This window comes from Lactobacillus sp. PSON (assembly GCF_052615405.1).
Genome location: NZ_JBQXFW010000011.1, coordinates 1 through 23,823 on the forward strand (window position 1 = coordinate 1; position 23,823 = coordinate 23,823).

Below are 23,823 nucleotides of genomic sequence, written 5' to 3' on the forward strand. Positions count from 1 at the left end.
GCTTTGATGGACTTGGGTTATCTGCTGGTTTATTGTCATCTGGCTTCGATGGACTTGGATTATCTGCTGGCTTATTGTCATCTGGCTTCGATGGACTTGGGTTATCTGCTGGCTTATTGTCATCTGGCTTCGATGGACTTGGATTATCTGCTGGCTTATTGTCATCTGGCTTCGATGGATTTTTAGCATAAACTACAAACACATCATAGTCATTGTCTGTATCCTTTAATACTACAGACTTTACATTATTACCATCACCGTCTTGTGACACCTTAGCCACATGATAACCATCAATAGTTGGTGATACAGCATTTTGAACTTCTTTACTTGTATCATCCCAAGCAAGTGGAGTTGTATATTCACCTGTTACTTTATCCTTTACCCCATTTTGAACAAAATGAACTGTTTGTTTAATTGCTGGTGAAAGACTCTTACCACTTTCATCTACATAATTAATAGTACGAGTTACATCTTTACTATTAGTTACTGGTTCTAATTCATGTTCAACATAAAGAGTAAAGTTCTGATTACCTGCAGATATTTCACTTGGAATAATTAAATCTTTATTGATTACTTTATAATCTTTATTTTCAAGATCTTTTATTCTTCCAGCAAGATCATAGTCAAATGAACTACCAGCATCTTTTTCACCTGAAGACTTTTCATAATCTGAAAGATCTTTATTAGTTGTTGCGTCATGAACTACAACAGTAATTGAACCCTTTGGAGTTACAACTTCACTTAAAGTAATCATAATGTTGTTATCATTACTATCAATATTTGCTTTTTCACTAGCAACTTGTCCAGTCTTAAGATTAACAGCATTATTATTTTCTTTAACTGCAACAACAGCATACTTTGTAGAATCTACAGCTGGAATTTCAGCAAATTCATCATTTTCCGCAATCCAATTTATCTTACCATCTTGATTTTTAATAGATCCATCACTATTTAAGGTTACAAGCTTTCCAGTTACATCATCTTTAGTTGCTTGGCCTTTAAAGCTTATGCTTTGCTTAATACTTGGCAAGATATTTTTACCATTTTCATCAACATAAGATACATTTCTCGTTATTGTCTTTTCTTCATTAATAGAAGTTGTATTATGTGTTAAATGAATTTCAAAGTTATTCTTAGCAGGATATTTTGCAAACTCTTGCCCATTATCAAAGTCATTACTTACTAATTTATATCCCTTATCAATAAAGCTTTGAATTCGATCGGCAGTACTATAATCAATTGCATGACCAACTTTTCCACCAAGTTTTACAGTTTCTACTGGTGTATTCATTGTATCGTCGTAGTAAACAACAGTTCCTGTAGTTTCTACTGGTGCCTTCTTAGTCAATGTAATAACAATATTACTATTTAAAGAAGTTGGAGTTACATCTTCACTAGAAACTTGTCCATTATCATTTACAGTAGCTTGAGAATTATTTTGTCTAATTCCTGATACATAGTAGTCACCTAATTGAACTTCAGAAACAGCATCAAACCTACTATCATTTGAAGCTTTCCATGTAAGCTTTCCATTAGTAATAATTTTATCATTTTGAACAGTTACTAATTGTCCAGTTACATTGTCAATAGTTCCACTTGCTTCAAATTCTACAACTTGTTTAATAGGGGCAATTGATTTAGAGCTATCTGCATATACATAATTAATAGTTCGACTTACTTGTTTAGTTAAGTCGTCTTTAGTGTAATTACCTGCTAAATGACTGGAATCAATATTAGAAGTAGTATGAGCTAAATGAATATTGTAATCATTATCAGAGGTAGTAAATACTGTATTTTTACCCCAATCACTAGAAATCAATTTATATCCTTGATTTTCATACTTAGCAATTTCATTATTGGCATCGTAATTAATCTTGTTGCCGAGCTTACCAGTGAATTCTCTAGTTTCAATTACTTTTCCAGTAGTGTCATCAATATAAGATACACGTGCATAAGCTTTTGTTTGCTCAAGTACAATCACAATATTCTTATTGCTATCAGTTGGAAGAACTTTTTCACTAGCAACTGCTCCTGTCTTCATATCAACATTAGCATTGCTTCCAATTTCTTTAATTCCAATTACACGATAATTGTTATCTACTGCTCCAACTATAGCAAACTCGCCATCATCAGGAGTCCAGTTCATTTGGCCATTTTGGTCTTTAATTGAACCGTCAGTATTTAAGTTAACAAGCTTGCCAGTTACTTCATCTTTAATGGCTTTACCTTTAAAGGTTACGCTCTGGTTAACAGCAGGTAAAACATCACTACCATCCTTATCAATATATGATACTTTGCGAGTAATTGTCTTTTCATCATTTACAACATTAGTGTTATGTACCATATGAACTTGGAAGTTGTTCTTTTCAGCATCCCCATCAAAAGTAGAAACACCATCTCTAAAGTCATTTGAAACAAGTTTATAACCTTTATTCAAATATCCTTGAACAATACTTGCAGTATGATAATTAATTAGTTGTCCAACTTGACCGCCTAATTTATCAATTTCAATAGTCTTCCCTGTTGAATCATCAATATAACTTACACTACCAGTAATATTTACGGGAGCCTTCTTAGAAATAGTAATTGTTATATGAGCATTTGGAGTAGTAGAACTTACCTCTTGACTAGCAACTTGACCATTATCACTAATATTTGCAGAAGTTCCAACTTCTTTAATACCAGAAATGTAATAGCCATCTAAATCAACAGCTGGAACTTCAGTGAAACTATCTGCTCCTACTGCCTTCCAAGTTAATTTACCATTTGGAATTACCTTGTTATTTTGTAAAGATACTAATTGTCCTGTTACATTGTCAATTATACCGCTTGCAGTTAAATGAACTTCTTGCTTCACAGGAGCAATTGTCTTAGAGCCGTCTGCGTACTTATATTCAATTACACGACTAATAGTTTTATCTAAATCATTCTTAGAATAATTTCCTGTTAAATTATCAGCATCAAGTTTTGAAGTAGTGTGAGTGAAATGAATTTCAAAATCATTATTTTGATCTGAGAATTTCTTTTTATCGTTTAAATCATTTTGAACTAACTTATAGCCCTTGGATTCATAGTAAGCAATCTTCTTAGCTGGATCATATTTAATAGTTTCTCCACTATTCCCTATGAAGCTTTGACTTTCCAAAACATTTCCAGTTACATCGTCAATATAAGATACATTTCCTATAACTGTCACAGGATTCTTAGTATAAGTAACAGTGTAAGTACGATCTGGTTTTTCATCATTTACACTTACTTCATCTCCACCAACAGCACTTACATTAGCAGTATAACCAGTCAAGTTAGGAGTAATAACTGTCTTATAAGATTGAACTTGAGGTGTCCAACCATTATCAATTAATTCACCAGTTACCTTATCAAGACTTACATTATGAATGAACTTTATAGTACTTACATTATCTTGAGGTGTTAATTCTCCAGCACCTTCATAATGAACTGTTTGAGTTGCAGTTTTTGTTAAAACTACCTTTTGAGGATTATTATTTTCAGTAATTGGAGTAACTATATGTTCTACATTGATAGTTACAATGTGCTTACCTTTAGTAACCTTATCTGGAATAACTACTTCTGGGTTAATAACCTTGTAGCCAGATTTTTCAAGATTTGCAATCACATTATTTTTATCAAAATCAACTTTATAGCCAACTTTTCTTTGCTTAGTATCATAACTATAACCTGTAAGGTCAGTATTTAAAGTATTGTCGTGAACATTAACAATTACTCTCCCCTTCTTAACCTTAACTGGAATAGCAGTATATACAACAGATGTATTAACTGCAGGATCAACTGGAGTAACTGATTTAGTTTCAGTAGTATAGCCACTTACCTCAGGAACAGATTCTTCTGGCATTACTTTAGTTAAGTTTGCAGGGTTAGTTACATATTGAACTTTTGGTGCAATTTCTTTTCCTGTACTATCTACTGGAACAATTTCACCATTTGGAGAATATGTAACTACGATATTAATATCCTTAGAATCTTGATTAATATTTGTAGTTTCTACTACATCTCCATAACTGTTACCATTTACTGAAATATTATTTACATGGTAATTCTTAAAGTATGGTGATGCTACTTTATTAAATTTAGTACCATCATGACTAGTCCAAATATAGTGATTTGCTTGATTTTGCAATTCTTGCCCATCTGCTGTAGTCCACTTACCAGTTACAGCATCAAGATAACCTTGAGCAGTAAACTTCAAAGAATCAACTACTGGAGCTACTTCAGTTGGAGTACCAACATAAGTAATTGTTCTAGTAACCACACGAGTTAAACTATCGCTATTTGTATCAGCAGGGTATTTATTGTAAGAGTTACTTGGAACAATTAAGTTTCCTGGTGTTGCAGGATTTTCTGGACTAACAGATAAAATATGATGCTTAACGATTAATCTATAAGTTAAATCCGCATCCGCTACTGTAGTTGGTAAATCAGCAGTTGGATCACTAACAATATCATAGCCTTTATTTTCTAATTCTTGAATTTGTTTTGCATGATCTAAGAAGTCAACTTTAGTTCCTTCATCAACTTTGCCAGTACTATAACCATAATCATTCATAATTTGGTTAGTAGTTTGGTCAAAAACAATTACTTTAACTGAACCTTGTTTAGCTGGTGTTGGAACTGAAGTATCATCTGGTGCATAAACAACATTAACGTTAATATTACCGCTAGTTGGCAATAACTTAGTAATCTTGTCAACATTATCGCCTGCACTATAATTTGAAACGCTAATAACTTTATAGCCCTTTTCCTTTGGAGAAATTACAGCACTAAATTCATCATTATCTGCTTTCCAAGAAATTTCTGGAATAGCTAAATTATCACTATCTACAACCCAGTTACCATTTTGTTCTTTAGCATTAACTACTTTACCAGTAACTTTATCTACATAAACAGTTCCATTAAAGGTAATTGTTTGCTTAGCATTTTCTGGAACATCCCCAGTAAATGGAGTCTTATCAGAATTAGTATAAGTTACAGTTAAGTTAACTTTCTTTGTTAAATCAGCTGGTTTAATTATTCCTTGAGATTTAGCAGGAATTGCACTTGGATCAGTTGCAGCAGTTACTACTTGAACTCCATGTCTCATAATAATTTGATAAATTTGACTTACTTTGTCATTATCAGAATCTTTATCAAATTTAGCGTCTGTTGGAATATCATTTGAAACCAAATCATATCCCAATTTTTGTAAAGCAGAAATAGCATCTAGTGTATTACCAAAATTAATCGCTTCTCCACTTTGACCTTTAGCTATAAATGAAGTTTCAATACCATCAGCCTTAATTTGATTATTATTATCGTCTTGATCAACAATAATCAATTGTGCCTTTTGCGTTTCTACAGGTGTATCTGGTTTTTTATCTGGAATATTCGGATTATCTGGGGTGTCTGGATTCTTATCTGGGTTATTTGGATTATGGTCTGGATTATCTGGTTTAGCTGAACTATCAACTATAACTGGAATATCTAAATTAGAATCTTTATTTCCAAGTGTATAAGTTGCAGGAACTACACCTGTTGAGGATAATTTATAACCATTTGGAATTTGTGCAGTAATTGCTACTTCACTACCTGCTTTACCAGTTACAGTTTGGCTGCCGACAATTTTATCACCATCTTTATAATTAATAGTTAAAACTACATTTGTTGTTGGTACATCTGGCTTATTTTCAATTTTTTCTACAGTAACTTTTATACTATCATCTGCATCTTTAAATGTATAAAGTCCTGGAATGTTAGTACCATTAGTCAACTTATATCCTGCTGGAATTTGAGCAGTTATAGTCTTACTTTCACCAGTTTTACCAGTAATTGTTTGTGGAGCTCCAACTGCACTACCATCTGATAAAACATAATCAATAGTTAATGTATGTTCCTTAGCATCTGGGTCAACTGGCTTTGAAGCATCCTTTTTAACAATTTGGATATCAATACTTTCATTTTTAGTAGTAAAAGTATGAGTTCCTGGTACACTTGTACCCTCAGTTACTTCATAACCATCTGGAATTTTTACTGTTATGGTTTCGGTAGTTCCTGGTTTACCACTAATTTGTTGAGAACTTACCTTAGTCTTACCATCCATGTAATTGATAGTGTAAGTATAAGTAGTATTTTGTTGTTTTTGTTCCTTAGCATCTTTAATAGCCTTAGTAATTTCTTCAATAGAAGTTTTAGCATTCTTTAAAGTAGCTGGACCATAATGAATCACATCCATTAAAAGCTTTGGATAATTTTGAGTGATTACATCTGTTACAACATTTTTAATTAAAGGATCAGAAATAGTTCTTTGAATTGCATTCTTTGCTGCTGTAACTTCTTCATCAGTAAATGATGGTACTAAGTTCTTTAACTTATCAAACCAACTAGTCTTACCCTTGTCTTTATCAGAATCAGTTGTACTACTACCATCCTTATGTGGAAGTAAATCTTTAACTATGTTTCCTACTGGCTTCAAGCCTTTGATTATTTTAGGAATTGCTGTAACATCGCTTAAACTAGGACTACCACTGGCAATGTCTTTAATTGCCTTTTGAACATCTGGGTCCTTCATTATGCCAGTTACTCCACTCAAAGCGTTTGAAAGAGTAGATGGATCTACGTTAGGAAGCTTACTCTTAACTTGATCCATAACATCAATACCAGTAGCGTCTTTAACTAAATTATTTAACGGAGTTAAGTTTTGTTCAATATTTGGAAGAGCAGTTCCCATGTCCACAATAGCTGAAGAAACATTACCACTAGTTACATCTTTAATAACTTTTTGAACACTTGGATCTTTCATTACGGTATTAATACCGTCAATAGCCGGTTTTATTTTGGTAATGTCAGGAAGCTTAAATTTCTTTAAATTATCCAAAATACTACCAGTACTACTGTCTGAGGAAGTATTCTTAGATAATTCTCCTGCTAAGCCCTTCAATCCAGTTGTAAGTGAACCGATTTTACTGCTGGCCTTTTTAAGATCTGACAAAGTCGATAAACTAAAATTACCGCTCATTAAATCTTTAGCAGCTTTTTGAACATCTGGATCATTTATAGTAGATGTAATTTGGCTTACTGAATCTTTGATTTTACTAAAGTCTAATCCTTTTAATTGATCAAAAATTCCTTTAATGCTGCTTGCTTGAACAAGATTAGTTCCATATAATTGAGCAACTTGTTCAGTAGATAAATTTGATAATTGCTTTATTTTTTCTGGATCTAATGCCGCTTCTTTTGTTGCAGCAATATTTAAGACATTTTCTTTTTGCTTTAATAAAGCCTTGTCTTGGTTTTCAAGCTCTTTATCCTTAGTTAAATCTGTTTTAACTTTTCCTTTTTCTCCAATTTGGAATAAATCTAACTGTTCAGATTTTGAAGCTTTATTTTGCTTACCTTGTTGTCCTGCTTGTGCTAAAGGATTATCTAAAAAATTATTAACTACTTGTTGGTTATCAGTTATATGATTATTGTCATCTTTAGCAACTAAAGATGTATCAGCTGAAAGCTTAGCATCTTTATTTACAACTGCATCATTATTGAGTGTTACATCTTTATGATTTGTAGTTGTATCTTTACTTATTGAATTATTTTTATTTAAAGTTGTATCTTTGCTTGTTGATTCAGCTTTTTGACTTTCAGTTATATCTTTATTATTTGTGGCAGTATCTTTTTCTGATACTTGATTATTTGTAATAGTGTCCTTTTTTGGCACTTGGGCTGTATTCTGCTTTGCTTTTTCCACATGAGTTGTAATTGCTTCTTGACGACGAGCTATTTCATCTTTATCAATAGCTGATTGAGCTTGATTTTCAGCTGAATTACGCTTTTGTGAAGAAGTAAGATCTGAATCAGCCTTATTTTGGTTATTTTTATTTTCTTTAGTAATATCTACATTGCTACTTGCACTGTTAATATTACTACTTTCTTGATTATTTGATTGAACTTCAGAATTACGTGCAACTGACGAAGCTTCTTTTTCAGTTTGTGAAGTGGCACTTTGTTGAACAGCTTTTTGCGCAGATTCATTTTTTTGATTCGTATCTGCATCATTTTGTCCATTTTCAGCAACAACAACTACTTTCTTAGCATCAGCGCTATTAGTAATTGCGTTATTACTTTCTTGGCTAGCTTTATTCGTATCCCTTTTATCCGAATTAGCATCAGCCTTAACTACATTTCCGTTATTCAACCATAAAGTTGTTCCTAATAATACTGAAGCAGCCCCAATTGTTAATTTACGAATTGCAAAATGTGACTGGCATTCAGCATTCTTTTCTTGTTTTTTAATACGGTTATTTTTCGAAACCATATTCAGCCTCCAAAATCCTAAAAATTTAAGATGACAAAATACATCTTATGTCTCATTACATAGCTATAATACCACCTATTCAAAATTTTGTAATTAAAAACAAGGTGTTTTATTTTAACACCTTGCTTATAATCTTATATTAAATTATTTATAACTATTTCTTACGACGTTTCTTAACTCCCGCAAGTCCAATCATACTTAAACCTGCCGCTGCAGCTCCTAAAATAGTTGCTGCTTCTGCATTATCACTTTCACCTGTTTGAGGAAGAGTCCTTTGAACAGATGAAGGTTTTGCTGGTGAGGAAGGTTGAGATTCCTTGACTACAGTTTGCGCTTTAACTGGTGCAGTATGTTGAATTGCAGTTGGATTTGAAACCATCTTTTTCTCTACAACCTTTTCAGCTGTTGGAGTAGCTACTGGTTCAGTCTTAACTGTTTGTGGATGAGGCTTTACAGTAGTCTCTTTTTGAGGAACCTGAGGCTGTTGAGGTTTAGTAGGAACAGTTTGAGGATGTGGTTTTACAGCTTCTGGCTCTGGAGTTGGTTCTGGAGTTGGTGGAGTTTGAGGATGTGGAGCTGGTGATGGAGTTACTGGAGAAGTTGGATTATCAGGAGTTGCTGGAACATCTGGAGTCACTGGAGTAACCGGAGTTGAAGGCTTAGTATAAACAACCTTTGTATCCTTAGTTGGATCAACTGGTGTTACTGTTTTTTCTTCTGGAGTATATCCTGGAATATTTGGTACAGGTTCATTTGGAACCACTGCAGTTGGATTAGTTGGATCGTTCTTATATTCTGGAGTGGCAGCTCCTGGAATTGGATTACCGCTTGGATCAACTGGAACAATTTTACCAATCTTATTATAGATAATTGAATCCTGAATATCTTTTTGAACTACCTTGCTTCCTGGAAGAGTTGCACCAACTGTAATACCATCTTTTGATTTCTTTTCAGCTACATACCCTTTAATAACTGGAACTGTAGTTGGAGCATAAGTGGTAATATTTGGTTTCCATGATTCGTTATCGTTCAAAATTTTACCAGTTACCTTGTCCACAATAATGGTTCTAGTCCAAGTTGAAGTTTGGACACTATCTTTTTCAAGAGCCTTACCTTCACTATCTACGAAATGAATCGTTGAAGTATAGTGCTTAGTATAAGTATCTTTAGCAGGCCACTTTGGACCATCTGGATAGTTTGGATTAATTGGAGTTCCTGGTTCATGTGGATTGTCAGGTCCAACTGGAGCAGTTGCATGTTTTACATCAATGGTAATAGTTTGAGCAGTCTTACCTACAACTGTAGGAATTGAAATATTTTGACTCACAATTTCATAACCATGATTTTCTAACTCTTGTTTAGTCTTTGTCCAATCATAATCTACCTTTGTTCCTTCAGCAACAGTCTTTGAATTATAACCATATTGAGGAAGGTTAGTGTTAGTAGTTATATCATGTACAACAACTACAACTGAACCTTGTTGATTGTTATAAACTACTGGAGTATCTTTACCAGGATTTTGTGGTGTTACTGTCTTTTGGCTTGGAATCATGTTTGGAACAGTTGGAACTGGCTCATCTGGCACAACTTTAGTAGGATCAGTTGGATCAGTTTTATAAGTTGGTGTAGAAGCATTTGGAATTGGCGTACCATCTGGATTTACTGGAATGATTTTACCATTCTTAGTATAAACTACAGTAACCGTCTTATTTAAATCAGTTGGCGTTACAATAGTTCCGCCAGCTACTCTCTTATCTGCATGATAGCCTTCAACAACTGGAGTATCAATTGAACCGAATGTGTGGCTTGTATCATTCCAAGCACCATTTTCAATAATTTTACCAGTAACCTTGTCAATCACTATTTTCTTAGTAAAGGTGAACTTTTGAACGTTATCCTTTGGTGTATTGTCTCCTGCACCTACATAACGGATTGTTTGAGTAGCTACCTTTTCCAAATTATCTTTACCAGTATCAGTAGGCCATTTAGGTCCATTTGGATCATTAGGGTTGATTGGTTCACCTGGATGACCTGGATTATTTGGAGTAACAGTTACAATTCCATGTTTCAAAACAACTGTATAAGTTTGAACAGTAGAACTATCACTATCAAATTTTGGTGAAACTCCATCAGGATCAAAGCCGTTATGAACTAACACATATCCTTTATCAGAAAGAATAGTTAATTCTTTCTTAGTACTATAGTCAATAACTGTACCTGGTTTACCAGTTATATCACCTGAAGTTGCAATAATTGCATCATGGTCATCACTGTCAACATAGTTAACAATAGCTGTTTGCATTTTTGCATCTGGAGTATAAATAACTGGAGTATTGGTACCAGGATTTTGTGGCGTTATTGTTGGCGTCTCTGGAGTAAATCCTGGAATAGTTGGAACTGGTTCATTTGGAGTAACATCTGCTGGATTATCAGGACTGGTTGGATATTGTGGAGTTGGAGCATTTGGAATCTTATTTCCTTCTGGATCAACTGGAACAATATGGCCATTTGGTGCATAAATAACACTAACCTTATAACTATCAGTATTGTACTTAACAACGGTTGGATCAACATTAATATTATTAGTTGAATCTTGACTTACACGTACAATATGGAAACCAGAAATTACTGGACTAGTTTCTCCAGCTAAATCACCGTCCCCACTCCAAGTAATTGGGGTAATCCATTGTCCTGTTACCTTATCAAGTACACCACTACCTGTAAAGTGGGCAGTTTGAACAATTGGGCTATGTCCTGGCATTTCTTTACCGTTTTGATCAACATAATCAATCGTACGAGTTACATCACGACTTACAATATTTGAACCAGCAGGATATTTTGGACCATTTGGATCTTCTGGATTAATTGGTTCACCAGGTTTGCCTGGATTGTCTGGGTTAACTGGAACTGTGCCGTGAACGAAGTTTACATAAAATGTTTGAACCTTATTCTTGTCATTATCAAACTTCACACCACTTGTAAAGTCATCGTTCTTTAAAACATAACCACGATCAGTCAACTTAGTAATTTCTTCTTTAGTAGAATAATTAATCACAGTGCCAGCTTTACCTGCTAAATCACCTGAACTTGCCAATTGAACTGGATGATTTGGATTGTTTACATCTTGGTAAATTACAATAGCATGTTCCATATCATCAATTGGAGTATAGATAACTGGAGTATCTTTACCAGGATTTTGTGGTGTTACTGTTGGTACAGTTGGAGTATAGCCAGGTACTTCTGGAACTGGTTCATTTGGAGTAACATCTGCTGGATTATTAGGACTAGTTGGATATTGCGGAGTTGGGGCATTTGGAATCTTATTTCCTTCTGGATCAACTGGAACAATATGTCCATTTGGTGCATAAGTTACTTTCACAGTATAACTAGTATCATCATGAGTTAAAGTTACTGCCTTGACTGCAATTTTGCCATCTGCATCTTTATTAATAGAAACAACATGATAATTTTCAACAAATGGTACTTTTTCTTCGCTTATTTCCTGATTTGGACTCCATGTAAGTGGGGTAATCCATTTACCTGTTACCTTATCAAGAACACCACTAGCAGTGAATTTAACAGATTGTTTAATATCCTTAGCAACCGGTTGACCTTTTTCATTAACAAACTCAATAGTTCTAGTAACTGTCTTGTTAACTACATTAGAATCTTCTGGATACTTTGGTCCATTCGGATCATTAGGGTTAATTGGTTCACCAGGCTTACCAGGATTTTCTGGGTTAACTGGAACTGTGCCATGCTTGAAAGTTACATAGAATTTTTGTACGATGTTCTTTTTATCATCATAAGTTGCGTTAGATGGGAATCCGTTAGTAACAAGAACATATCCTTCATTAGTCAGCTTAGCAATTTCATCCTTAGTAGAATAATCAATTCTAGTGCCAGCTTTACCTGTTAAAATACCAGAAGTTGCAAGTTGAATAATATCATTTGGATCATTTACATCTTGATAAATAATTTCGGCTGTTTGATCTTGAACTTCAGGGTTCTTCTTATAAACCACTTGAGTATCCTTAGTTGGATCTTCTGGAGTTACATTTGGTACTTCTGGAGTGTAGCCTGGTACTTCTGGAACTGGTTCATTTGGAACTACCTTAGTTGGATTATCAGGATCATTCTTATAAGTTGGTGTTGGTGTATCTGGAATTGGTGTGTGACCTGGGTCAACTGGAACAATTTTACCAATTTTTGCATAAACTACAACAGCTTCAACATCTGGCTTATCTTGAGTTGCAGTAAGTCCACCTGCAACAATATTGCCATCTTTATTAGTGTAGCCTTTAATTGCAACATAGCCATCAATTACAGGAACATTCACTGTGTCATAAGTGTGAGTTTCGGCATTCCAACTACCCTTCTTAATCACTTCTTTTGTTTCAGAATTGATTGTGTCACCGCTATAAGTAAAGGTGAAATCACTTACCTTATCAGGTGATAGTTCTTTACCATCAATATCAACAAACTTAATGGTTTGCTTAGATGGAATTGATTTTTGATTAATTACACTTTGACCGTCAGGTGCATATGTTACTGTGACATCATAACTAGTTTCACTTGGAGTAATAGTTACTGCCTTAACATTATTGCCATCTTTATCTTTTGAAACACTAACAATGTGATAATCAGGAACTGTTGGTGAAGTTACTTCTGAAATTTCTTTAGAAGTTGGATTCCATGTAAGTGGAGTAATCCACTTGCCTGTTACCTTATCAAGTACACCTGATCTAGTGAAGTCTACAGTTTGAGTAACTGGTTTACTGATTACCTTACCACTATTATCAACGTAGTTAATTGTACGAGTAATAGTCTTTGTTAAAGCAGACTTTTCAGTATCAGCTGGATATTTTGGTCCAGTTGGATCATTAGGATTAATTGGTTCATCAGGTTTACCAGGATTTTCTGGGTTAACTGGAACTGTGCCATGCTTGAAAGTTACATAGTAAGTTTGAACCTTATTTGTATCTTGATAAGTTGCATCTGTTGGGAAACCATTTTTAACTAAGACATACCCTTTATCAGTTAAGATCTTAATTTCATCTGTAGTTGAATAATCAATCTTGTTTCCTGCTTTACCAGTTAACTTGCCAGAAGTTGCAAGTTGAACAGGCTTAGAAGGATCATTGATATCTTGGTAAATAACTTCAGCTGTTTGATCTTGGACATTCTTATTGTAAACAACAGGAGTATCCTTAGTTGAATCTTCTGGTGTTACATTTGGTACTTCTGGAGTGTAGCCAGGTACTTCTGGAACTGGTTCATTTGGGACTACCTTAGTTGGATTATCAGGATCATTCTTATAAGTTGGTGTTGGTGTATCTGGAATTGGGGTGTGACCTGGATCAACTGGAACGATCTTACCAACTTTTGCATAGTAAACAATTGCTTGAACATCTGGGTCACTTTGAGTTGCAGTAAGTCCTCCTGCAACTACCTTACCATCTTTAGTTACATATCCCTTAATTGCAACATAGCCATCAATTACAGGAACGTTAACTGTATCGTAAGTGTGAGTTTCGGCATTCCAACTACCCTTCTTAATCACTTCTTTTGTTTCAGAATTGATTGTGTCACCACTATAAGTAAAGGTGAAGCTTTGCTTATTTGGATCAAGAAGTTGCTTGTCTGTACCTTCTTCGAGGAACTTAACAGTTTGAGTTGATGGAATTGACTTTTGGTTAATTACGTTTTGACCGTCAGGTGCATAAGTTACTGTTACATCATAGCTGGTTTCACTTGGAGTAATAGTTACTGCCTTAACGTTATCGCCGTCTTTATCTTTTGAAACACTGATTACATGATAATCAGGAATTTTTGGTGACGTTACTTCTGAAATTTCTTTAGAAGTTGGGTCCCATGTAAGTGGAGTGATCCACTTGCCTGTTACCTTATCAAGTACACCTGATTTGGTGAAGTCGACTGTTTGAGTAACTGGTTTACTGATTACCTTACCACTATTATCAACGTAGTTAATTGTACGAATAATGGTCTTGGTTAAAGCAGATTTTTCAGTATCAGCTGGATACTTTGGTCCAGTTGGATCATTAGGATTGATTGGTTCATCAGGTTTACCAGGATTTTCTGGGTTAACTGGAACTGTGCCATGCTTTAAATGAACTTGGAAATCATTACCTGTTGACTTGTATACTTCATCTCCATCTTTGAAGTCATTTGAAACTAATACATATCCCTCATCTTCATATTGCTTAATTGAAGGAGCGGTTGTGTAATCAATCTTTTGACCTACTTTACCCTTAAAATCGGCAGTCTTTAGAGTTTTATCGTCAGTATCATCAATATATACAACTTGACCACTTACTTCTTGGGCATCTTTATTGTAAACAACAGGAGTATCTTTAGTTGGATCTTCTGGTGTTACACTCGGTACTTCTGGAGTGTAGCCAGGTACTTCTGGAACCGGTTCATTTGGAACCACCTTAGTTGGATTATCAGGATCATTCTTATAAGTTGGTGTTGGTGTATCTGGAATTGGAGTATGACCTGGATCAACTGGAACGATCTTACCAACTTTTGCATAGTAAACAATTGCTTGAACATCTGGGTCACTTTGAGTTGCAGTAAGTCCACCTGCAACTACCTTGCCATCTTTAGTTACATATCCCTTAATTGCAACATAGCCATCAATTACTGGAACGTTAACTGTATCGTAAGTGTGGGTTTCCGCATTCCAACTACCCTTCTTAATCACTTCTTTTGTTTCAGAATTGATTGTGTCACCGCTATAAGTAAAGGTGAAGCTTTGCTTATTTGGATCAAGAAGTTGCTTGTCTGTACCTTCTTCGAGGAACTTAACAGTTTGAGTTGATGGAATCGTCTTTTGGTTAATTACGTTTTGACCATCAGGTGCATAAGTTACTGTAACCTTAATATCTTTACTATCTTTAGTAATATCAGGGATTGCTGCAACGTTATTGCCATCTTTATAATCTGATACATTTACTATATGGTAATTTGTTTCAGTAGGTGAAATAACTGCCTTGAAACTTGAACTTTCTGGAGTCCAAGTAACTTTACCTGCACCATTAGCTACCCAATTATCTCCATCTTTCTTAGCGTTAACAATTTGTCCTGTAACCCTATCAATATAAGCAGAACCAGTAAAAGTTATAGTTTGTTTAGCATCATTTGGAATTTCACCAGTAAACTTGCTTCCATTATTATTTACATAATCAACTGTTAAAGTTACATTCTTAGTTAAACTGCTTGGGTCAACCAATTGCTTACCATCTGGAGTTTTTGGAACATCAGTTGGTGGAGTATTTGGAGTAACTGGAACTGCACTATGAACAAAGTCTACATAATAAGTTTCAGCTTTATCCGTAAATTTAGCATTCTTTGGATAACCATCTTTTGTTAAAACGTATCCCTTATTTTCAAGATTACTAATTTCGTCACTAGTTGAATAGTTAATTGGAGTTCCTGGTTTACCTGAAAGTTCACCTGAAGTTGCTAATTGAACTGGACTTTCAGGATCTTGTACATCACGGTAAATAACTTGAGCAGTTTGATCTTGAATTTTATTACCAAGAATAACCTTGAAAACGGGACCTTCAGTTGGTCCAACTACTACTGGATTATTCAAGCCAGCTTTTTCAGCAGCTTCTATAATAGATTCTCTAGTTAAACCAGTTACATTATATTTATTAGTTTTATCCTTAACGGCTTGTTGCCATTGGTTTTCAAGAACTTGAACATCATCAATATTTATTTTTTGTGATTGACTAACTGCTTCTTTACCCTTTTGTAAATCTTGTACATCTGAGTAATCAATTGTATTAGCTGTTACATCACCATTTTCAGTAAAGACAATATTACCTTGACTATCAGTTTCTACTGGAATGGCACTAATAGCTGCTTGTAAGTTTTGACCATCAACTTGAATTGGATCAGTTTGATTAGTGTCATTATTTTGATATAGATATTTAACGTAAGCGGTTTGAGGACCAATATCAATAATTTCATCTTGTTCTTTAGAAATTACTGTCGTTGTTGTCTTAACTCCATTAGTTCCTTGACTTGTATCAAGAGTTTTCTTACCACTTGATGGATCAACATTGTAGTAAGTTGTAGTAGTTTTACGAACTATTCCATCTTGACCTTGTTGAACAAGCTTCACTTCACCAGGCTTAAGATCTTTATTTTCATGAACTTGAATCTTAAATGGAGTTTTAACTTGTTCTGTTTTATCTTCTTGAACTGGAATAATAGTTGCTACTAATACTAATCTTTGAGAACTATGAGGGTCAAAACCATCATTTCCACCGCTAAAGTCATTTAAAGGAGTGCCATGCTTTTGACCAGGAGTAGCATCCCCATTCATATCAATTCCAGTTACAAAGTGACCTGGAAATTCTGCCGTATTACCATTCTTACTATAAGAAGTTGCTAAGTGAGTAACGTTCTTCCAATATTCACTTGATGTATCAATGAATCCTTGAAGTGATTGCTTGACTGCATCAGAATTTTCATCATTAAATGTTAAATCTTGTCCGTTAAAGTATTGGTTATACCACTTAAATACGTAGTATGAACGGCCCTTTTCTGCACTAGTTGCGTCAATTAAACTTTTACCCATTGAGTAGTAAAGGTTACCATTTGGACCTGGTTTTGTAGAAACTGCATTTCTTTCCCAGTTAACATATTTTGATCCATCAATTTGGAAAACAGTGTTAGTTGAACCAAGTGGGAATGAGAAGATTTCACCGTAGTAATTGCTATAGTCACTTTGACCATCAAAAGTAGCATTAGGACCTACATAAACTTCTGGGTGAGATTGAGGATTAGTAGAAATAATGTTCATATTATCATCATAATAGTTACCATCATTTCCACCACGATTTATCATTTTATATCTAAATGTTGCATCGTGTTCTACACGGAATTGACCATTTTCACCAAGTCCGATAAAGTTACCACCACTCCATTGACCAGATGCATTCTTACCATCTGAAGTTAATAGCAATTGTGATTGAGGTGAAACTTCTACATTACTGAAAGCATCTCCTAATAATCCAGCACCATTACCTTTTGAGTCAATTCTAATAATTGAGTGTTCACCTGTTACGAAATTACCACGATTACCAAATAAAATACCATCACGTCCAGTAACATGAACTTTGTTAGAATCACCAAAAATAACCGAGTTATTAGTGTCCATTGCATAATTAAAATCACGAGTAATGGAACGATCGTTATACCAATTTGTTTCAAGATTTGATTTTTGATGGATACTACCATTACCACCAAATGGTTCATTGAATATAATTGCACGGCCATGTCCAGCATTAATATTGATTTCTGCGCTATCTCCTGTAACTACGTGACCGTTATTTACTGCACGAATACCAGTATTAGCATTTTCAATATTTGTAGCTTGTTCATTTGCACGACTAGCATTTTGCCAATCTTTTAAGTTAATAGTTAATTTACTGTTATAGTTAGCTACCAAAGCCCCATTTGTTCCAACATTTTGACCAAATAAAGCTCCACCGTTCATTAAAACAATTCCATCACCGTCAATATTACGGTTAACAGTTAAACTTGCTTCAGGATCAATAACTACTCGACTTGCAGCAATGTTAGCAGCTTTCCAGTTATTGGTATTTACACCAACATCCTTAGGATGACTATTGCCAATTTGTGTTTTTAATTCGCTATCAGACAAAGTTGCATTATTACTGTAATCAACATTTGAAGTAACGTCACCCTTAACTATAACGCTACCATTTCCTTTAATAGAACCATTAACAGTAACATTTGCTAAAGTTAAGTTTGCATTATTATTAAGTGAGACTTGTCCAAGATTAATACTTGCATTGTCTAAGCCATTAATATAAAAGTTTTTATTAACAGTAAGAGTATTGCCCCAAACAGCACCAGTTAAATTGATGTTTCCTTGAACATTAACTCCTTGAATATTTGTATCCCAACTATTAATAGCACTAACTAAATCATTACCGTTTGTAACTGTCTTAAATTTTGAAGTATCTACTTTTTCTGCAACTTGCGCATTCACATTATTGATAAGTGCATTGCCTTCTTTAACTAGGCCATCTAAAGTTGCAGTATCACTACTACCCCAGTTAACTAAACTAGCACCCAACTCTTTATTGAGATCAGTATTAGCAGCCATTAAAGCTGTAATTTGAGTTGGATTAAATTCATTTGTTTCATTACTTTTTTCTGTTTTAGCTGCCTTTTGTGCATCATTAAGATTCAACTTATTATCATTTGTTAAATCTGACTTTTGCACACCTTTAAGTGCAGCTGAAGCAATATCAACCTCACTTTTACTCTTATTATTACCATTTTGTCCATTTTTAGCTGCTTGTTGAATCTTAGAAGATTCTATTTTTTGATCAGCTATAGCTTCATTTGCTTTTTGTTCAACTTGTTTTTGTGCAGTATTAGTAACTGCCTTTTGAAGTTGAACTTGAGCGTTTTGAGAAGTTACTTCTGATGATTTATTTTCACTCTCTTTTTTAGAAGCGCTTTCATTTATAGCAATATTTTGATTGCTATCTTGTTTTGAACTCTGTATTTGTTTTGCGTCTGTCTTTTCAGAATTATCACTATTTGTCTTATCAACTGCTACTTGAGTATTATTACTACTTGCTTGAGTTGCTTGTTGAGAAGAATTGTTAGCTTCAGTCTGACTTTTATCATTATCTACTGTCACTTGTGCAATGACGACAGCTTTTTTAGCTTGAGTGCTATTTGCTGCTTTTGTTGCACTATCTTGCGATTCTTGATTACTATCAGCAGAATTAGTATCAGCCTTTGCAATATTTGCATTATTGCCAAGCCACAATGTTGTACCCAGCAGTACCGAAACAGCACCTACAGTCAACTTACGAATACCAAACGAAGGTTGTCTATCTGCAACCTGCTCTACTTTCTTGATGTTATTATTTTTCGAAACCATCTTAGGCCTCCAGATTTTATACTTAAATTCAGTGCTCTGTTGTTAACACTTCTGATATGTTTAATTGGTTTTATACTAATATAATAACGCGCTTTATTTTATTTTCAACTGGTTTATTTTACAAACATACTTGTTTTATTAGTATTTACTGTAATTAGAGTACCTCACATATTCCCTTAAACCTATGTGTCCGTATGTGTTATCAAAACTATACTTTTATTTTTAAACTTTGATTATTCTTTAGCATTTTTTGAATTTCAGCAATAAAAAAACAAAATGTAATTAAAACATTTTGTTTTTTTACTTATTTTTTTGAACTATTTTATTCCAGATAATCCTATGAGTTCTATCTCAGAAATATAATTCTTTTTATAATTTTTATTTTTAAGAATAGATGTTTCTTTAAAAACATCTGCATGAGTTTGAAAATCAGACTTTTTATAAACTACAGTAAGTTGAACATTAGGATTACTATACGTCGCAGTTAGTCCACCTGCAACTTTTTTACCCTTGCTAGTATAGTAACCACTTTTTGCTACATAACTTTCAATTACTGGAAGCTCTATCGCGTTATAAGTATAGGATTGTTGATTCCAAATACCAGTTTTTAATATTTTGTTAGTAATCTTATCAACCGTATCACCAGTATAAATAAATACACTTTCTTGAACATTCGCTGGTGCAATGTCATTTCCATCTTCATCAGCAAATCTAATCTTTTGAACAGATGGAACTACACGTGTGCTTTTAGTATCTATTTTATTAGAAGTATAGACAATATCTATCTTAAAATTTTTCACTTTTGAATTTCTTTTATAAAAACTATTTACCTTAAAGTTTTTATTAATTTTAACTATATGATACCCATTTATATCACGAAATACTTGTTTGGATAATACATCACTAGACTTCTCCCATTTAAGGGGAGTTGCCCATTTTCCAGTTACTTTATCAAGTGTTCCACTTTGTGTAAATCTTATTACTTGAATAATTGGCTCAACAAGTTGATTATTTTGATCATCAATATAATTAATTGTACAAGTTACATCTTTAATAAGATTACTTTTTGATGCTTCTTTTCCCCAACGAGGACCGGTTAAATCTTTGTCATTAATTGGCATATTAGGATTACCTGGATTTTCCGGCGTCACTTTAATTAAATCATGTCTTAAATCTACATAGAAAGTTTGCAAAGTTGCATCATTATTGTCAAAATAATGAATTTGTCCTTCTGGATCAAAACCATTGTTTTTTAAAACATATCCTTTATTCATAAAATGTTTTATTACTTTGGAGGTTGAATAATTAATTTGTTTTCCAGCTTCACCTTTAATTATTTTAGAAGAAGTTAAATGTTGATTATTTTTATCTACGTCTCGATAAATAACTTGAGCTAATTGCGTCTTAATTTCTGGAACTTCAATTTCAATATAAGGCATTATATTTTTAAGTGACATTTCTTCATTAATTGTTCGTTCTGTAACCAAAGCTGTATTTTGATAACTATTATTTTTTGTAACCATCTTTCAATCTCCTTAATTAATATCACTTTCTTTTCTGTAATCGATTTCTTTATTGAATATAATATTATCATGTTTTGTATACTATCAGCAATTTTAGATACTATATCTTTAATATTTTTTTACTATTATTAATTTTATTTTAAATATTATAAACAAAAAGCAAGATGTACTTTTGACATCTTGCTTTTCTGCAATCAATAAATATCTTTATTTACTTGATTTAATCCTTCTTACGACGCTTCTTCACTCCTGCAAGTCCTATCAAACTGAGTCCTGCTGCTGCTCCTCCTAAAAGGGCTGCTGCAGTATCTGTGTTCTTTTCACCTGTTTGTGGAAGTTGCTTTGTGTAATGTGGATTGCCATTCTTATCTACATAACCTATGATCTCACCATTTGGTGCAACAATATTGCCGTTTGCATCTACATGTTCTCCATGTGGTCCAATATTATTACTCCAGCCATTTACGTTTTGGCCATGTGGGGCAACATTATTGTTCCAATATCCGTTTTGACCATGTGGAGCAACATTATTGTTCCAATATCCATTTTGGGCATGTGGAGCATTGTTGTAGTTATAATTATTAGTCTTCTTTGGTGCAGAAGGCTTTGGCTTGTTGCTATCACGATGCTTCTTTGGCTCTTCTGGCTCTTCATCTGGTGTATCTGGTTCATCTGGTTCTACTGGAGTTGTCTTCTTTGTGTAGACTACTTCAGTATCCTTTGTTGGATCATCTGGGGTTACTGTACTTTGACTTGGTGTGTAACCTTCAATGATCGGAACATTCTCATCTGGTACTACCTTGGTTGGATCGTTTGGATCGTTCTTGTATTGTGGTGTTTCTGCTCCTGGGATTGGATTATGATCTGGATCCACTGGAACGATCTTACCAATCTTGTGGTAAACAACTACTACATTTGCATTTGGATCATTTGGCGTTACTGTCTTGCCGCCTGCTGTCTTGATCTCTGCAACATAGCCCTTGATTACTGGAACATTAACTGTACCGAATGTGTAGCTGTTTTCACTTGGTACTCCATTTGTGATTGTAAATGTATGTGTTTGTACATCTGAATCTCTAAGTGGAGTGTTGTTATTGTCTCCATCTACAAAGGTGATCGTTTGCTTACCTACTACTGTAGTTACTGATGGTTCTGGTGTTGGGGTTACTGGAGTAACCGGAGTTGTCTTAGCAGTGTAAGTTACAGTGTATTCACGATTGATGTTGTCATCTGAACTAGTTACTGTATCTCCACCAACTACACTTCTATCAGCTGTATAACCATCAATAATTGGTGTATTGATCTTGTTATAAGTTTGACTGTTTGGAGTCCAGCCATTATCCTTAGCAACTTTACCAGTTACCTTATCAATTACTAAGTGGTGTTCAAATGTAACTGTAGTTACGCTATCTTTTGGAGTGTTGTCTCCGCCACCGACATAGTGAACTGTTTGGGTACCAGTCTTAGTCAAACTATCCTTATCAGTATTACTTGGCCACTTAGGTCCATCTGGATCATTAGGATTGATTGGTTCACCTGGCTTGCCTGGGTTAGTTGGGTTTACTGGAACTGTATCATGTTCTACATAAATAGTTACTACTTGTGAACCCTTGGTGATTTCTCCTGGGATTGTTACATCTGGATTGATCACCTTGTAACCCTTGTTGGTCAAGTTGGTGATTACTTCATTCTTGTTGTAGTCGACCTTTTGACCTACTTCTTGTTCTCCTGAATCATAACCGTAATCTGGAACATCTTTACCAGTTGTATTGTCATGGACCTTCACAATTACTTGTCCCTTATCTGCTGGGATTGGGGTGTAAATCACTGGAGTATCTTTACCAGGGTTATTTGGTGTTACTGTTGGTACTTCTGGTGTGTAACCTGGAATACTTGGTACCGGCTCATTTGGTGTTACCTTAGCTGGGTTATTTGGATCAGTTGGGTAAGTTGGGTTATCAACGTTTGGAATCTTATTGCCATTTGGATCAACTGGAACAATATGACCGTTTGGTTCGTAACTTACTACAACTTTGTAACTGTCAGAGTCATGGTTCAAAGTTACGCTCTTGATTGAACTTGTGCCTTCGCCATCTTTACTGATAGAAGTTACGTGGTAGTTTTCAACGAATGGAACGTTTTGACCGTTTACAGTTTGGTCTGAACTCCAAGTAAGTGGTGTAGTCCATTCACCTGTTACCTTGTCCATTACTCCTTGAGCGGTGAAGTGAACTGTTTGTTCTACTGGTGCATGAACTTCTTTGCCATTGTTATCTACAAAAGTAATAGTTCTTGTGACATCTTTAGATACATCACCTGATTCACTTGGCCACTTAGGTCCATCTGGATCGTTAGGGTTGATTGGTTCACCTGGCTTGCCTGGGTTAGTTGGGTTTACTGGAACTGTATCATGTTCTACATAAATTGTTACATTGGTATTGCCCTTAGTTACTTCACCTGGAATAGTTACTTCTGGGTTGACTACCTTGTAACCCTTGTTTTCAAGGTCAGTGATTGTGGTCGTCTTATCATAAGTGAACTTAGTACCAGCATCAACACTTCCTGAAGTCTTACCATAATCTGGAATGTCATTACCAGTTGTGTTGTCATGAACGATTACAGTAATTGAACCCTTATCTGGAGTTGGGGTTACTGGATTGAATGGTACTGGAACATCCTTGCCTGGATCCTTTGGATCTGGTGTGATGTTGCTTCCTGGCTTATTGTTTGGATCCTTTGGTGTCCAGTTATCTGGAACATTTGGCACGATACCTGTATCTACCTTAGTTGGATCTTTTGGATCAGTTGGGAAGGTTGGGGTATCTGTTCCTGGGATATGGTTGCCGTTTGGATCTACCGGAACGATCTTACCGTTTGGTGTGTAAGTTACCACATCAGTAATAGTTGGATTATCAACTGTCGCAGTTCCTTGACCAGCAGTCTTCTTATCTGCATGGTAGCCGTTAACTACTGGAGTAGCTACACCATTAAAGGTATGGCTTCCAGTCCATGAACCA

At 34.6% G+C, this 23,823-nt stretch carries 4 protein-coding genes; all 4 read right to left on the reverse strand.

What is annotated here, in order from left to right; genetic code table 11:
- Positions 1-8,320, reverse strand: an 8,320-nt coding sequence (locus ACTHPI_RS09200) for a mucin-binding protein (RefSeq protein ID WP_445353838.1), incomplete at its 3' end; no start/stop codon positions are given.
- A gap of 154 nt (positions 8,321-8,474) precedes the next feature.
- Positions 8,475-19,283 (reverse strand): mucin-binding protein, encoded by a 10,809-nt coding sequence (locus ACTHPI_RS09205; protein WP_445353839.1) that lies wholly within the window; start codon positions 19,281-19,283, stop codon positions 8,475-8,477.
- Positions 19,284-19,600: 317 nt separating this feature from the next.
- Positions 19,601-20,806, reverse strand: a complete 1,206-nt coding sequence (locus ACTHPI_RS09210) for a mucin-binding protein (protein WP_445353840.1) — start codon at positions 20,804-20,806, stop codon at positions 19,601-19,603.
- Between the two features lie 220 nt (positions 20,807-21,026).
- A partial coding sequence (locus tag ACTHPI_RS09215; protein WP_445353841.1) for a mucin-binding protein occupies positions 21,027-23,823 on the reverse strand: 2,797 nt, incomplete at its 5' end.

Excerpts from the sequence above, each read along its gene's own strand:
- ACTHPI_RS09205 (WP_445353839.1), bottom strand. The coding sequence starts at position 19,283 with ATGGTTTCGAAAAATAATAACATCAAGAAAGTAGAGCAGGTTGCAGAT.
- ACTHPI_RS09210 (WP_445353840.1), bottom strand. The coding sequence starts at position 20,806 with ATGGTTACAAAAAATAATAGTTATCAAAATACAGCTTTGGTTACAGAA.